Origin of the sequence: Streptomyces sp. NBC_00353, from assembly GCF_036108815.1 — a bacterium.
Taxonomy (GTDB): Bacteria; Actinomycetota; Actinomycetes; order Streptomycetales; family Streptomycetaceae; genus Streptomyces.
Map to the genome: position 1 here is coordinate 4,021,801 of NZ_CP107985.1, position 13,166 is coordinate 4,034,966.

Annotated in this window: 14 protein-coding genes; 8 read left to right on the forward strand and 6 right to left on the reverse strand. The window is 71.2% G+C overall.

The window, feature by feature from the left end; genetic code table 11:
- Positions 1 to 76 precede the first annotated feature (76 nt).
- Positions 77 to 1,063 (reverse strand): NAD-dependent epimerase/dehydratase family protein, encoded by a 987-nt coding sequence (locus OHA88_RS18075; protein WP_328629721.1) that lies wholly within the window; start codon positions 1,061 to 1,063, stop codon positions 77 to 79.
- Positions 1,064 to 1,301: 238 nt separating this feature from the next.
- Here OHA88_RS18075 and OHA88_RS18080 point away from each other — a divergent pair, with 238 nt between their 5' ends.
- A complete protein-coding gene (locus OHA88_RS18080; RefSeq protein ID WP_328626286.1) occupies positions 1,302 to 1,757 on the forward strand; it encodes a group II truncated hemoglobin in 456 nt (151 codons plus the stop codon).
- A gap of 85 nt (positions 1,758 to 1,842) precedes the next feature.
- Here the strand turns inward: OHA88_RS18080 and OHA88_RS18085 are convergent, their stop codons facing one another.
- The 4 genes from OHA88_RS18085 to OHA88_RS18100 all read right to left on the reverse strand — a co-directional run bounded on the left by OHA88_RS18085 (position 1,843) and on the right by OHA88_RS18100 (position 6,075).
- Positions 1,843 to 2,514 carry a DUF6304 family protein gene (locus OHA88_RS18085; RefSeq protein WP_326627363.1) on the reverse strand — a complete coding sequence of 224 codons (672 nt, stop codon included), beginning with the start codon at positions 2,512 to 2,514 and terminating at the stop codon, positions 1,843 to 1,845.
- 83 nt (positions 2,515 to 2,597) lie between these two features.
- Positions 2,598 to 3,194: a GNAT family N-acetyltransferase gene (locus tag OHA88_RS18090; protein ID WP_328626287.1), complete on the reverse strand. Its 597-nt coding sequence runs from the start codon at positions 3,192 to 3,194 to the stop codon at positions 2,598 to 2,600.
- Positions 3,195 to 3,352: 158 nt separating this feature from the next.
- Positions 3,353 to 4,399: a family 2 encapsulin nanocompartment cargo protein polyprenyl transferase gene (locus tag OHA88_RS18095; protein ID WP_326817739.1), complete on the reverse strand. Its 1,047-nt coding sequence runs from the start codon at positions 4,397 to 4,399 to the stop codon at positions 3,353 to 3,355.
- Positions 4,400 to 4,671: 272 nt separating this feature from the next.
- Complete coding sequence (locus tag OHA88_RS18100; RefSeq protein WP_328626288.1) at positions 4,672 to 6,075, reverse strand: family 2B encapsulin nanocompartment shell protein; 1,404 nt, start codon at positions 6,073 to 6,075, stop codon at positions 4,672 to 4,674.
- Between the two features lie 178 nt (positions 6,076 to 6,253).
- Here OHA88_RS18100 and OHA88_RS18105 point away from each other — a divergent pair, with 178 nt between their 5' ends.
- The 4 genes from OHA88_RS18105 (at position 6,254) to OHA88_RS18120 (ending at position 9,697) form a co-directional block, all read left to right on the forward strand.
- Positions 6,254 to 6,703, forward strand: coding sequence for an RrF2 family transcriptional regulator (locus OHA88_RS18105; protein WP_328626289.1), 450 nt, complete (start codon positions 6,254 to 6,256; stop codon positions 6,701 to 6,703).
- A gap of 82 nt (positions 6,704 to 6,785) precedes the next feature.
- Positions 6,786 to 7,982 carry a globin domain-containing protein gene (locus OHA88_RS18110; protein WP_328626290.1) on the forward strand — a complete coding sequence of 399 codons (1,197 nt, stop codon included), beginning with the start codon at positions 6,786 to 6,788 and terminating at the stop codon, positions 7,980 to 7,982.
- Positions 7,983 to 8,121: 139 nt separating this feature from the next.
- Positions 8,122 to 8,712, forward strand: coding sequence for an N-acetylmuramoyl-L-alanine amidase (locus OHA88_RS18115; protein WP_328626291.1), 591 nt, complete (start codon positions 8,122 to 8,124; stop codon positions 8,710 to 8,712).
- A 67-nt stretch (positions 8,713 to 8,779) separates the two neighbouring features.
- Complete coding sequence (locus OHA88_RS18120; protein ID WP_328626292.1) at positions 8,780 to 9,697, forward strand: 1-aminocyclopropane-1-carboxylate deaminase/D-cysteine desulfhydrase; 918 nt, start codon at positions 8,780 to 8,782, stop codon at positions 9,695 to 9,697.
- Here the strand turns inward: OHA88_RS18120 and OHA88_RS18125 are convergent.
- Positions 9,664 to 11,274 (reverse strand): Na+/H+ antiporter, encoded by a 1,611-nt coding sequence (locus OHA88_RS18125; protein WP_328626293.1) that lies wholly within the window; start codon positions 11,272 to 11,274, stop codon positions 9,664 to 9,666. The genes OHA88_RS18120 and OHA88_RS18125 overlap by 34 nt on opposite strands.
- A 35-nt stretch (positions 11,275 to 11,309) precedes the next feature.
- Between OHA88_RS18125 and OHA88_RS18130 the strand changes: the two genes are divergently transcribed.
- From OHA88_RS18130 to OHA88_RS18140, 3 genes are all read left to right on the forward strand, one after another.
- Positions 11,310 to 11,570, forward strand: a complete 261-nt coding sequence (locus OHA88_RS18130; protein WP_267002005.1) for a UBP-type zinc finger domain-containing protein — start codon at positions 11,310 to 11,312, stop codon at positions 11,568 to 11,570.
- A gap of 232 nt (positions 11,571 to 11,802) precedes the next feature.
- Positions 11,803 to 12,216 carry an anti-sigma regulatory factor gene (locus OHA88_RS18135; protein ID WP_030915678.1) on the forward strand — a complete coding sequence of 138 codons (414 nt, stop codon included), beginning with the start codon at positions 11,803 to 11,805 and terminating at the stop codon, positions 12,214 to 12,216.
- Positions 12,213 to 13,160, forward strand: a complete 948-nt coding sequence (locus OHA88_RS18140; protein ID WP_382828530.1) for an RNA polymerase sigma factor SigF — start codon at positions 12,213 to 12,215, stop codon at positions 13,158 to 13,160. The genes OHA88_RS18135 and OHA88_RS18140 overlap by 4 nt, the downstream gene beginning before the upstream one ends.
- The last annotated feature ends 6 nt before the right edge of the window (positions 13,161 to 13,166 follow it).

Consider the following 13,166-nt stretch of genomic DNA (forward strand, 5'->3'; position numbering starts at 1 on the left):
CGGCGATGTGCCCCGGATGGGCCGCACGGGCCCCGGCCCGTGCGCCGCCTGCCCGACAGCCGGCGTCTCTCCGCCCCTATTCCGTCAGCAGTTTCGCCTCGGTCCCGGGGTCCAGCCCCACCACCGGGCGGTCCGGCCGCTGCGGTGCCTCGCCGCCCAGCTCGCACAGCCAGTCCCAGGTGTCGGTGACCGTCTCCCCCACCGGCCGGCAGTGCAGTCCGGCCGCGTATGCCTTGCTGACGTCACCGCGGTGCATGGTGTCGTGCAGCTCGCCCGGCGGCAGCCAGACCGGCAGGTCGGTCCACGGCTCCACGCCCGCCGCGAGGATCTTCTCCGTGGCCGTCCAGCGCAGCACGGCGTCGGAGCCGGTGGCGCGTACACAGGCGTCCAGCAGCTCGCCCATGGTGGCGTGCCCCGGCCGGCTGACCAGGTTGTACGGTCCGTGCAGGCCGCGATCCGCCGCGTCCAGCAGCCAGTTCGCGAGGTCGCGGGCGTCGATGTACTGCAGTGGGGTGTCCGGGGTGCCCGGGGCCATCACGGGTCCACCGCGGGCGATCCGCCGCAGCCACCACGGCAGCCTGCCGATGTTCTCCCACGGGCCGAGGATCAGTCCGGCGCGGGCCAGCAGGGCGCGGTCGCCGAAGGCATCGAGCGCGGCCAGTTCGCCACCGCGTTTGGCCAACGGATACGAGACCTCCGCCCCGGCGTCCGGCGAGGCGCCGGTCACCAGCGGTCCGTCCTCGGGCAGTCCGGCCGGGGCCGGGTACGCGTACACCGAACGGCTGGAGACGTACACGTACCGCCCGGCCCGGTCCGCGAGCAGCCGGGCCGCGTCCCGCACCGCCGAGGGCGCGCCGCTCCAGGTGTCGACGACCAGGTCCCAGCCGTCCTCCCCCGCGGCGGCGAGCGCTGCGAGGCCGTCGGCGGTGGTGCGGTCGCCGAACAGCTCGGTGGTGCCCGGCGGGGGTGAGTGGTGGCCGCGGTGGAACACCGTGACGTGCCGGTCCCGTGCGAGCGCCGCCTCGGTGACGGCGCGTCCGACAAATTCCGTACCGCCCAGGATCAGAAGCCTCATGGGCCGACTCTGCCCGCAGGCAGGGCGGTTGGGAACAGTTCCTCGCTCTGGGCGGAATCGGACACGCCGGTGGCCGCGGTACGCCGCAGGGAACCACGGCGGAAGGGCTGAACCTGTGCCCCCGCTTGATCCGCCGGCAGCGAACTGTCCCGGCGGGCCGCTCCCCCGGGTGGATGCTGGGCCCAGCGGCCCGGGGCGGACCGGGTCCAGCCATGGAGGTAGCCGCGTGAGCGAGCGTCCGGAAACGCTGTACAGGGCCATCGGCGGTATCGACGTACTGCGCCGGCTGAGCAGCACCTTCTACGACAGGACGCTGGCGGATCCGCTGCTCGCCCCTGTTTTCGCGGACTTCACTCCGACCCATATCGAACATGTCGCCGTGTGGCTGGCCGAGATCTTCGACGGGCCCGCCGACTACACCGGGAAGCTCGGGGGCCATCAGTCCCTGTTGCGCTCCCATCTCGGGCTGTCGATCACCGAGCCGCAGCGGCTGCGATGGATGGAGCTGATGGCAGCCGCGGTCGACAAGGAGCTGCCGGACGACGAGCTGCTGCGCCGCCGAGTGCTGGAGTACTTCGACTGGGGCACCAGGATCGCGCGCGATGTCTCGGCGTCCCCGGCCGGTGCGGACCTCGGTGATCCGGGGCCGACGCCGCGCTGGGGCTGGGAGGGCCTGCGCTGACGGCCGGCGCGCGCATGACCGCTACGCGCTGCCGAGTCCGGTACGGACCCGGTCCAGCAGCTCGTCCTGTGCGTCTTCGGGGATCTCAGGCGAGTTCGAGCGGGAACGCGCCCCGGTGACCGGTGCCCGCACCCTCTGCCGGACGGGCCTCGAACTCGCGGCAGCTCCAGATCTCCTGGACGAACCCGGTCCGCCGGTCCCACAGATCGAGCACATCGTCCTCGCCCGCCGCCCCGCGGTACGCGTCCTTCGCTCCCCGGAAACAGGCAAGGCCGCCGGAGAGTCCACGGTCGGTCGTCGCCGGGAAGTAGTCCGAGAACGCGCAGGCGATGCACGACTGCAGACGGACTCCGGGCGGGAGGGAGCGCTGGATCATGGCGAGCGCGGTGGCGAAGTCGCACTCGGCCCGGCGCGACCCGTAGACCGCGCCGCCGAAGTGCAGTTCCAGATGGAGATCGGCGTCCGGGCGGCGCAGCGACAACAGGCAGCCGAGCGTGGCCTGGTGAACCGTGCCGTCCGCGACGACCGGAAGCGGCAGATCCCACTCCAGCACGCAATCGGTGAGCGCGCCGTCCGCCAGGGCGAACATTCCGCTCTCCGGCGGCATGCCGGCCACCGGAGCGAGGTCGTCGAAGCTTTCGCCCTCGAAGTCGACGCCCCTGATCCGGATCCGGAGTTGCTGTCCATCGGTGGTGAGGATGACAGCCTCGGAACCTTGCCGGTCCCGGTACCACCCTGCCCATGACTCGTCTGTCATGGGCACGGACTGTAGCCCGTGCCCATCGCCGTCCCCCGGGCGCCCTCCACTTCGTCGTCGCGGGCGCCGCGGGCGCCGTGACCTCAGCCGACCTGCGGCTCCCGCCACATGGGCCACATCGAGGGACCCTCCGGGAGTTCGACGGTCGTGCCCATGAAGGTGAAGCCCAGCCGTTCGTAGAGCCGGCGGCTGCGCGCGCTGCTCGCCTCCAGGTAGGCGGGGACGCCGTCGCGGTCGCAGCGCTCCAGCACATCGGCGATCAGGGCCGCACCGATCCCCTCCCCCTGACGGTCCGGGGACACCCCGATCATGAGCAGGTACTCATGGGCCCTGTCGTGCGGGTGGATCGCGCCCGTGAGCCTCCCCACCAGCTCGGCCCGCTCGTTGTCGGGGTCCGCGGTCGCCCGCATCAGGGCGGGGGTGGTGTCCTCCTCCGTGGGTGCGCCCGCGGGCACGGGCAGCCACAGGGCCACGGCCGTGCCGTCCTCCAGCAGGTCGATACGGCCTTCGGCGAGCGTGACGTCGACGAAGACGCCGAGGAACTTTCCGTGCACGGCCCGGCGGTGCGCCTCCTCCGGGAAAACCCAACTGCTGACCGGGTCGTGGTGGAACGCCTCGTCCAGGAGCCGCACCACCTGTTCCCGGTCTTCCGCTTCCGCCTGCCGTATCCGTACACCCATGTCCGGCTCCCGCTCTCGCTCGTACCACCTCAACCGACGCACAGGATCTTAGAGTTGATGCCGTACGGGTCCGGCGGGAGCCGGTCGCTCCCCTGCCCTCCTCTCCGTCCCGGCGCGTCCGGCGGGTGACGGCCACTTCCTCTTCCTCCTCTCCTCCCTCAGTGCGTCCGGCGGGTGACGAACTCCGCCAGGGCGAGCAGATCGCCCGCCGCCGCCAGGTCCGGCACCGCCCGGGACAGATGGTGGACCGCGCGGGCCATCCGGTCCGCCGCGCTGACCTGCGCCCAGTCCCGGCCGCCGGCCCGGTCGACCGCGTCGGCGGCTCGGCTCACCTCGCCGGGTGTGCGCATGGAACCCCGGTAGAGCGCGGCGAGTTCGGCCGCCGCCGGGGTGTGGGAGGTCAGCGCGGCGACCACCGGCAGGGACTTCTTGTGGGCGGTCAGATCCGCCCCGACCGGCTTCCCGGTCTGCACCGGGTCCCCCCAGATGCCGATCAGATCGTCGATGAGCTGGAAGGCGAGACCCGCCTCCCGGCCGAAGCCGTCCATCGCGCCGACCGCCCGCTCCTCCACGCCGGCGTACAGCGCACCGAGCGCGCAGGCGCAGCCGAGGAGGGCGCCGGTCTTGGCGGTGGCCATGGCGAGACACTCGTCGAGCGAGACCTCGTCGGGGCCGCGTTCCTCGAAGGAGCAGTCGGCCTGCTGTCCCGCGCACAGCTCGATGACGCAGTTCGCAAGCCGGGTCGAGGCGCGCGCCGACGCAGGGCGGGTGTCCTCGGCGAGCAGCCGGTGGGCCAGGGCGAGCATGGCGTCGCCCGCGATGACGGCGGCCGGGACGCCGAACACCGTCCAGGCCGTGGGCCGGTGCCTGCGGGTCCGGTCCTCGTCGATGACGTCGTCGTGCAGGAGGCTGAAGTTGTGGACCAGCTCCACGGCCACGGCTGCCCGCACCGCCTGCTCCGCGTCGCCGCCCACCGCCCGGGTCGCGGCGAGGACGAGTGCGGGCCTGATCGCCTTGCCGGCCTGCCCCGCGGTCGGAGTGCCGTCGGCGTGCTCCCAGCCGAAGTGATACATCGCGACACGCCGGATGGATCCGGGCAGCGACTCGACCGCGGCTCGAAGCTGCGGATCGACGAGACTCCGGGTGCGCTCCAGGAGCGCCAGGGCCTCATGGCCCTCGGCGGTGGCGGTGTCCGTACTGATCATGGTCACGGTGGCTCCCTCAGGTCACCCGGGTCCGGAGCAACCCGGCCGGGGCGTCGGTGGTGCGGTGAGCGTTTTCCACGGGGCAGCGCCACAGGTCACTCGGCCCATGGGCCACCCCGTCGGGGCGGGCCGGGCCCGTCCCAGCGAACCGGGCCGGGCCGCCGGTCACGGGCCGGGGCGGAGACAGCCGGCCCAGGGCGCCCCGGACCGGCGGCCTGCGGGCCGGGGGGGCGGGCGGGACCCGGACGGGGCAGGTCCGGGTCCCGCGGACCTCAGCGCCAGCGGCTGACCTCGACGTTCTCCAGGACCCCGAGGGCGTCCGGCACCAGCACGGCCGCCGAGTAGTAGGCCGTCACCAGGTAGGAGATGATCGCCTGCTCGTCGATACCCATGAAACGGACCGAGAGGCTCGGCTCGATCTCGTCGGGGATGCCGGTCTGCTGGAGCCCGATGACCCCCTGCTCGGCCTCGCCGGTTCGCATGCAGATGATCGACGTGGTGCGGGCGTCGGTGACCGGAATCTTGTTGGACGGGAAGATCGGTACACCGCGCCAGGCGGGCACATGGTGGCCGCCGATCTCCACGCTCTCCGGCACCAGCCCGCGCCTGCTGCACTCGCGGCCGAACGCGGCGATGGCCCGCGGGTGGGCGAGGAACAGCTTCGATCCGCGGCGGCGCGACAGCAGTTCGTCCATGTCGTCGGGGCCGGGCACGCCGTCGTGCGGCTGGAGGCGCTGGTCGTAGTCGCAGTTGTTGAGGAGACCGAACTCCCGGTTGTTGATGAGCTCGTGCTCCTGGCGCTCGCGGAGCGCCTCGACCGTGAGCCGCAGCTGCTGCTCGGTCTGGTTCATCGGTTGGTTGTAGAGGTCGGCGACCCTGCTGTGGACCTTCAGCACGGTCTGGGCGACGCTCAACTCGTACTCGCGCGGCGCCGATTCGTAGTCGACGAACGTGTGCGGGACGACCGCCTCGCCGACATGGCCGGCGGAGAGGTCGATCTCCGCCTCGCCGTACTTGTTGGTGCGCTGGTGCGGGATGTTGAGCAGCCCGGCGAGATGCGCGCGGAGCGAGTCCGCCCGCTCGGCGAGGTTGAGCACATCCGCCCGCCGCAGCGTGAGCACCGTGCACGCGGTGACGGCGCGGGCCGTGTACTCCCAGACTGCGTCGCCCTCGATCAAGGAGTGGTCGCCGAAGTACGCCCCGTCGGCGTGCACCCCGAGCACCGCCTCGTCGCCGTAGGGGCCGGTGCCGACCTTCTCGACCTTGCCGTGCGCCAGCAGGAAGACCCGGTCCGCGGACTCCCCGGAGGCGGCGATCACCTGCCCCGCGGCGATCTCGCGCTGCTCGCACCGCCGGGCCAGCTCGGCGAGCACCTCCTCGTCGCCGAAGTCCCGCAGGGCGGGCAGTTCACCGAGCTCCGCGGGGATCACCGTGACCCGGTCACCGGTCTGCACGAACGTCACCCGGCCGTCTCCGACCGAGTAACTCAGCCGGCGGTTCACCCGGTATGTGCCGCCCTGCACCTGCACCCACGGAAGCATGCGCAGCAGCCACCGCGAGGTGATCTCCTGCATCTGCGGAGCGGACTTGGTGGTCGTCGCGAGGTTCCGCGCAGCCGCCGTGCCCAGACTCTGCTGCGGTGTCTGCGTGTTCTGAACCTCTTCACCAACGGACATCTGACGTCCTCTCGATCATCGGCTGACCTGCGAGAAGGAGCCTTTCAGCGTGGGGACGCAGCACGCTATTACACAAAAGAGTGTGACTAATCGGTCTTTGGGCTGGGCACGACGTCGAGCGATGTCCACACCCGTTTTTAATTTGCATCCTCAATGCAAGTTATCTACGCTGACCACCATGCGGCTGACGAGATTCACCGACGTGGCGCTGCGCGTACTGATGCGCCTCGCCGTCGTGGAGAACGAGGACCCGCCGACCACCCGGGAGGTGGCGGCGACCATGCAGGTGCCGTACACCCACACCGCCAAGGTGGTCGCCCGGCTGCAGCACCTCGGCCTGATCGAGGCGCGGCGGGGCCGCGGCGGTGGACTCACCCTCACCGCAGCCGGCCGGTCCGCCTCGATCGGCGGACTCGTCCGCGAGCTCGAAGGGCCCGGCGATGTCGTCGAGTGCGAGGGCAGCACCCCCTGCCCGCTGCGCTCGGCCTGCCGGCTGCGCGGCGCCCTGCGCCGGGCGGAGGAGGCCTTCTACGCCTCGCTCGATCCGATCACCGTCGCCGAACTCGTCACCTCCCCCACCGGTCCCCTGCTGATCGGCATCAGCGGTGGCCGCCCGGCCGCCGACTGAACCACCACATCCCCACCGGGCGAATTCCGCTGCCCAAAAATACGAATCTCAGATACCAATTCAACCCTGAGGAGTCAGCCCGATGCTCTCCGAGCCGTCGACCGCCACCGTCCGTGCCACCCTCCCCGCCGTCGGCGCGGCCATCGGCGACATCGCCGATCTCTTCTACCGGAAGCTGTTCGACGCCCACCCCGAGCTGCTGCGCGACCTCTTCAACCGCGGCAACCAGGCGTCCGGCGCCCAGCGCCAGGCCCTCGCGGGGTCCATCGCCGCCTTCGCGACCCAGCTGGTCGAGCACCCGGACACCCGCCCCGACGTGATGCTCGGCCGGATCGCCCACAAGCACGCCTCGCTCGGCGTGACCGCCGCGCAGTACGACGTGGTGCACACCCATCTCTTCGCCGCCATCGCCGAGGTGCTCGGCGATGCGGTCACTCCGGAGGTCGCGGCCGCCTGGGACGAGGTGTACTGGCTGATGGCCAACGCCCTGATCGCCATCGAGGACCGGCTGTACGCACAGCAGGGGGTGGCCGCCGGTGACGTCTGGCGCGCGTGGGAGGTGACCGCCCGGACCGAGGAGACCGCGGATGTGGCCACCTTCCAGCTCCGCCCGGCCGACGGCGCCCCCGCCCCCGCCTTCCGCCCCGGCCAGTACGTCTCCGTTCAGGTGGAACTCCCCGACGGGGCACGCCAGATACGCCAGTACAGCCTTTCCTCGGCCCCGGACTCGCCGGTCCGTTCCATCACCGTCAAGCGGGTGCACGGCGGCGGCTCGCCCGACGGCGAGGTCTCGGCGCACCTGCACGCCCACACCCGGGCGGGCGACCGGCTGCGTGTCTCCGCCCCCTACGGCGACCTCGTCCTCGACGCCGTCGACGCCCCCCTGCTGCTGGCCTCCGCAGGTATCGGCTGCACCCCGATGCTGTCGATGCTGGACCACCTCGCGGCCACCGGCCACCGTGCGCCGGTCACCGTCGTGCACGGCGACCGCTCCCCCGCCGACCACGCCCTGCGCACCGACCACGAGCGGCTCACCGACAAACTCCCGGACGCCGCGGCGCACTTCTGGTACGAGAACCCGGAGCCCGGCCACCCGGCCGACCGCACCGGTCTGGTCGATCTGAGCGGCCTCACGGTCCCGTCCGGCACGCACGCGTACCTCTGCGGTCCGCTGCCCTTCATGCGGGCCGTCCGCACCCAGTTGCTGGCCAAGGGCGTCCCGGCGGCCGACATCCACTACGAGGTGTTCGGCCCCGATCTGTGGCTCGCCCAGGACTGAACCTGACCGGATGCTCGCGGGATTGACCGGATCTGCTCGCACACCGCCCGAACAACGCGCCGGGGGATGGCCCGGAGCACGGCGCTCCGATACAAGCGGTGTACGGACTCACTCCCCCCACGCCCCGAAGGAGTCGGCCATGTCCACCCCCATGTCCGCGAGCGCCTTCCTCGAAGCCCTCAGGAACGAAGGACTCACCGTCGTCCAGGTTGGCGACTGGCGTACGCACAACCGCAATCACAAGGGCCCCTGGGGCCCCGTGAACGGCGTGATGATCCACCACACGGTCACCAGCGGTACCGCGGCCACCGTCCGGATCTGCCGCGACGGCTACCCGGAGCTCCCCGGCCCGTTGTGTCACGGCGTGATCGCCAAGGACGGCCGGATCCACCTCGTCGGCTACGGCCGTACGAACCACGCCGGCCTCGGCGACGACGACGTCCTGCGCGCCGTCGTCGCCGAGAAGCGCCTCCCGCCGGACAACGAGGCCAACACCGACGGCAACAGGCACTTCTACGGTTTCGAGTGCGAGAACCTCGGCGACGGCAAGGACCCCTGGCCCGACGCCCAGCTCGAAGCCGTCGAGAAGGCCGCCGCCGCAGTCTGCCGCCATCACGGCTGGACGTCCCGCTCGGTCATCGGCCACAAGGAATGGCAGCCCGGGAAGGTCGACCCGCGCGGCTTCACGATGGAGTCCATGCGCACCCGGATACACGACCGGCTGAAGTAGCCGCACGCCCGCACCCACGCCACCAGGGCGACGGGGGCCGACCGGCAGACCGGGCGACAATGGGCGCATGCCCCGCGACCCATTCGACCTCTCCCGGCTGCAGCCGGTGCTCCCGTCACCCCTGCAACCGGTCGAGGACGAGCGCTTCGACCGGCACGGCATACGGCTGCTGCTCAAACGCGACGACCTGATCCACCCGGATCTGCCGGGCAACAAATGGCGCAAACTCGCCCCCAATCTGACGGCCGCCGCCGGGCGCACCGTGCTGACCTTCGGCGGCGCCTACTCCAATCATCTGCGCGCCACCGCCGCCGCCGGCCGGCTGCTCGGATTCCCCACCGTCGGCGTCGTACGCGGCGACGAACTGGCCGGCCGGCCGCTCAACCCGTCGCTGGCGCAGTGCGCGAACGACGGCATGCGTCTGCACTTCGTGGACCGTGCGACGTACCGCGCGAAGACCGATCCGGCGGTCCTGGAGGGGCTGCTGAGCGCCTACGGGGCGTGCAGCGTCGTCCCGGAGGGCGGCAGCAACGCCCTGGCCGCACAGGGCTGCACAGCGCTCGGGCGGGAGCTGCACGGCCTGGCCGATGTGGTCGCGGTGGCCTGCGGCACGGGCGGCACCCTCGCCGGTCTCGCCGCCGGCCTCGCACCGGGGCAGCGGGCACTCGGCGTCCCGGTGCTGCGCGGCGGCTTCCTGGGGGACGCGGTACGCGAGCTGCAGCGGGAGGCGTTCGGCGGGCCCGCCGGGGTGTGGTCCCTGGACGAACGTTTCGCCTTCGGCGGCTACGCCCGTACGACTCCGGAGCTGCACGCCTTCGCCGACGACTTCGAGGACCGGCACGGGCTGCCCGTCGAGCGGCTCTATGTCGCCAAACTGCTGTACGGGCTGACCGTGCTGGCCCAAGAGGGCGCGTTCGCCCCGGGGACCAGGCTCGTGGCGATGGTCACCGGTCAGCCCTGGGGCGCGTCGGACTCCTCGCGGTAGGCCGCCGCCTCCTCCAGGTCCAGCCGTCGCAGCAGGTTCCGCATCATCTCGTCGTCGATCCGCCGCTCGTCCCGCAGCCGTACGAAGACCGTGCGCTCGGCGTCGATCATTTCCCTGGCCAGCCGCCGGTAGGTGTCGTCGGCCGACTCCCCGGTCACCGGGTTGGCCGCGCCGAGCCGCTCCCACACGGCATTGCGACGGCGCTCCAGGACCGTACGCAGCCGGTCGGTGAGCGGTCCGGGCAGACAGTTGCGCGGATCGGTCAGCAACTCCTCCAGGCGCGCATCGGCAGCCGCGGACGCCTCGCTCTGGGCCTGCGCCTCGGCGAGGGTCTCCGCCTGCGCGTCGCGCCCCGGGAGCTTCAGGACCCGCACCAGGAGCGGCAGGGTGAGCCCTTGGACGACCAGGGTGCCGATGACGGTCGTGAAGGTCAGGAAGAGCACCAGGTTGCGGGCCGGGAAGTCCTCGCCGTTGGTCATCGCCACCGGGATGGAGAAAGCGATGGCGAGCGAGACGACGCCGCGCATCCCGGCCCAGCCGACGATCAGGGGCGAGGTCCAGTTGGTCTCGGTCTCGCGCTCCCTGATCCGCTTCGACAGCCACCGCGGCAGATAGGTGGCCGGGTAGACCCAGATGAAGCGGACCACGACGACGGCCAGGAACACGGCCACCGCGTACCGGAGGGCCTCCGCGACGGCATAGGTACCGAGCCCTTTCAGCACGAAGGGCAGCTGCAGTCCGATCAGCGCGAAGACCGCCGACTCCAGGATGAACGCGACCATCTTCCACACGGCCGCTTCCTGGAGCCGGGTCGCGAAGTCGACCTGCCAGGAGCGGTGCCCCAGATACAGCGCCACGACGACCACGGCGAGCACTCCGGAGGCATGCACGCGTTCCGCCGCCGCGTACGCCACGAAGGGGATGAGCAGCGACAGGGTGTTCTGCAGCAGGGCTTCCTTGAGGTGCGTACGGAGCCAGTGCAGCGGCACCATCAGCAGCAGACCGACCCCGACACCGCCGCCCGCCGCGAGGAGGAACTCGCCGATCCCGGCGCCCCAGCTGACGCCTTCGCCGACGGCGGCGGCCAGCACCACCTTGTAGGCGGTGATCGCCGTCGCGTCGTTCACCAGGGACTCGCCCTGCAGGATCGTCGTGACCCGGCTCGGCAGCCCGACCCGGCGGGCGATGGCGGCCGCCGTGACGGCGTCCGGCGGCGCGACGACGGCGCCCAGCACCAGTGCGGCCGTCAGCGGCAGGTCGGGTACCAGCCAGTAGGCCAGCCAGCCGACGGCGAAGGTGGCGAAGAGGACGTAGCCGACGGAGAGCAGGGCGATCGGCCGGACATTGGCGCGCAGATCGAGGTAGGAGCTGTCGACCGCGGCCGTGTAGAGCAACGGCGGCAACAGCAGCGGCAGCACGATGTGGGCGTCCAGGGTGTATGACGGCACGCCCGGCAGATAGGAGGCGAGCAGCCCCCCGGCGACCAGCAGCAGCGGGGCCGGCACCGGGGTGCGGCGGGCGGCCCCCGCGATGGCCGCACTGGCCGCGACAAGTGCCACCAGCGGCAATGCGTCCATCTCACCGTCCTCACATCCGTCGTAACCTGACAATCATGAGTGAGTGCCTGCACGTTCTCGAACTGCCGCGCCCCGAGCCCGCCCCGCTCAGCGCCACATGTCCCGAATGTCTTGCCGCGGGCACCCACCCCGTGCAACTGCGGCTCTGCCTGGTCTGCGGCCATGTCGGCTGCTGTGATTCGTCGCCTCTGCAGCACGCCACGGATCACTTCAAGACAACGGGCCATCCGGTCATGCGGAGCTACGAGGCGGGCGAGAGCTGGCGTTGGTGCTTCGAGGACGGTTCGATCGTCTGACGTGTGGGTACGTCAAACCGGCGCCTGTTGTTCGTAATTGACCGCCGCAGACCTCTAGCCACTGTGTGTACTCATGGGCTTACCATGAGTGACAGTCATGGGATGGGGTCCCGGCGACACGGCATCATGGATCGCGATAGCGTCGCCGGACCAAGAACCGAAGACGTACCGCATGGCTCCGGGGCACCCTTCCCGGAACCTCGAAAGAGTTTGTGCCACCTTGGAGGTGAGGGTGTCCCAGATCGCAGGCGAGCCCGGGAATCAGGACTTCGTGGAAGTCCGGCTGCCCGCTGCGGGTGCCTACCTGTCGGTGCTGCGTACGGCCACGGCCGGTCTCGCAGCGCGCTTGGACTTCACGCTCGACGAGATCGAGGATCTTCGCATCGCGGTCGACGAGGCCTGCGCGATTCTGCTCCAGCAGGCCGTGCCCGGCTCCGTCCTCAGCTGCGTGTTCCGACTCGTCGACGATTCTCTCGAGGTGACGGTCGCGGCCCCGACGACGGACGGCCGTGCCCCCGAGCGCGACACATTCGCCTGGACGGTGCTCTCCGCACTGGCCGGCAAGGTCGACTCCACGGTCGCCGACGACCGTACGGTCAGTATCAGCCTGTACAAACAGCGCGGCGCGGGACCCGGGCCGGCGTGAGCAACGGGAACGGGGACGGTCCTGTGCGGGACGAGACGATCCGACCAGGGGTGGTGCGACCAGCAGGCATCCCGGAGCAGCAGGCCCTGCCCCATCCGGAGGACGGGGCGGACGGGCCGGTGGTCCGTACGGTCGCGGTGGAGCAGGCGGAGCGGGCAGGCCAGATGAGCGAGCACGGACACCACGATCCACGTGACCGCAGTGGAGCGCGGGCACTCTTCATCGAGCTTCGGGAACTCCCCGACGGCTCGCCGGAGAAGGCCGAACTGCGCAACCGGCTGGTGCGGATGCACCTGCCGCTCGTGGAGCACCTGGCCCGCCGGTTCCGTAACCGCGGCGAGCCGCTGGACGATCTGACGCAGGTGGCCACGATCGGCCTGATCAAATCGGTGGACCGGTTCGACCCGGACCGCGGCGTCGAGTTCTCCACGTACGCGACACCGACCGTCGTGGGCGAGATCAAGCGGCACTTCCGCGACAAGGGCTGGGCGGTCCGGGTGCCGCGCCGGCTGCAGGAGCTGCGGCTCTCGCTCACCACGGCCACCGCGGAGCTCTCCCAGCAGCACGGCCGGTCGCCCACGGTCCATGAGCTGGCGGAGCGGCTGGGCATCTCCGAGGAAGAGGTCCTGGAGGGCCTGGAGTCGGCCAACGCCTACAGCACGCTCTCACTGGACGTCCCGGACACGGACGACGAGTCCCCGGCGGTCGCGGACACGCTGGGCTCCGAGGACGAGGCGCTGGAGGGCGTCGAGTACCGGGAGTCGCTGAAGCCTCTGCTGGAGGACCTGCCGCCGCGGGAGAAGCGCATCCTGCTGCTCCGGTTCTTCGGCAACATGACGCAGTCGCAGATCGCGCAGGAGGTCGGCATCTCCCAGATGCATGTCTCGCGCCTGCTGGCCCGCACGCTGGCGCAGCTGCGCGAACGACTGCTCGTCGAGGAGTAGCGGGCG

What these genes read in the sequence shown, in the direction of transcription:
- OHA88_RS18085 (WP_326627363.1), bottom strand. Translation starts at nt 2,514, where the DNA reads ATGACAGACGAGTCATGGGCAGGGTGGTACCGGGACCGGCAAGGTTCC.
- OHA88_RS18090 (WP_328626287.1), bottom strand. Translation starts at nt 3,194, where the DNA reads ATGGGTGTACGGATACGGCAGGCGGAAGCGGAAGACCGGGAACAGGTG.
- OHA88_RS18095 (WP_326817739.1), bottom strand. Translation starts at nt 4,399, where the DNA reads ATGATCAGTACGGACACCGCCACCGCCGAGGGCCATGAGGCCCTGGCG.
- OHA88_RS18100 (WP_328626288.1), bottom strand. Translation starts at nt 6,075, where the DNA reads ATGTCCGTTGGTGAAGAGGTTCAGAACACGCAGACACCGCAGCAGAGT.
- OHA88_RS18105 (WP_328626289.1), top strand. Translation starts at nt 6,254, where the DNA reads ATGCGGCTGACGAGATTCACCGACGTGGCGCTGCGCGTACTGATGCGC.
- OHA88_RS18110 (WP_328626290.1), top strand. Translation starts at nt 6,786, where the DNA reads ATGCTCTCCGAGCCGTCGACCGCCACCGTCCGTGCCACCCTCCCCGCC.
- OHA88_RS18115 (WP_328626291.1), top strand. Translation starts at nt 8,122, where the DNA reads ATGTCCACCCCCATGTCCGCGAGCGCCTTCCTCGAAGCCCTCAGGAAC.
- OHA88_RS18120 (WP_328626292.1), top strand. Translation starts at nt 8,780, where the DNA reads ATGCCCCGCGACCCATTCGACCTCTCCCGGCTGCAGCCGGTGCTCCCG.
- OHA88_RS18125 (WP_328626293.1), bottom strand. Translation starts at nt 11,274, where the DNA reads ATGGACGCATTGCCGCTGGTGGCACTTGTCGCGGCCAGTGCGGCCATC.
- OHA88_RS18130 (WP_267002005.1), top strand. Translation starts at nt 11,310, where the DNA reads ATGAGTGAGTGCCTGCACGTTCTCGAACTGCCGCGCCCCGAGCCCGCC.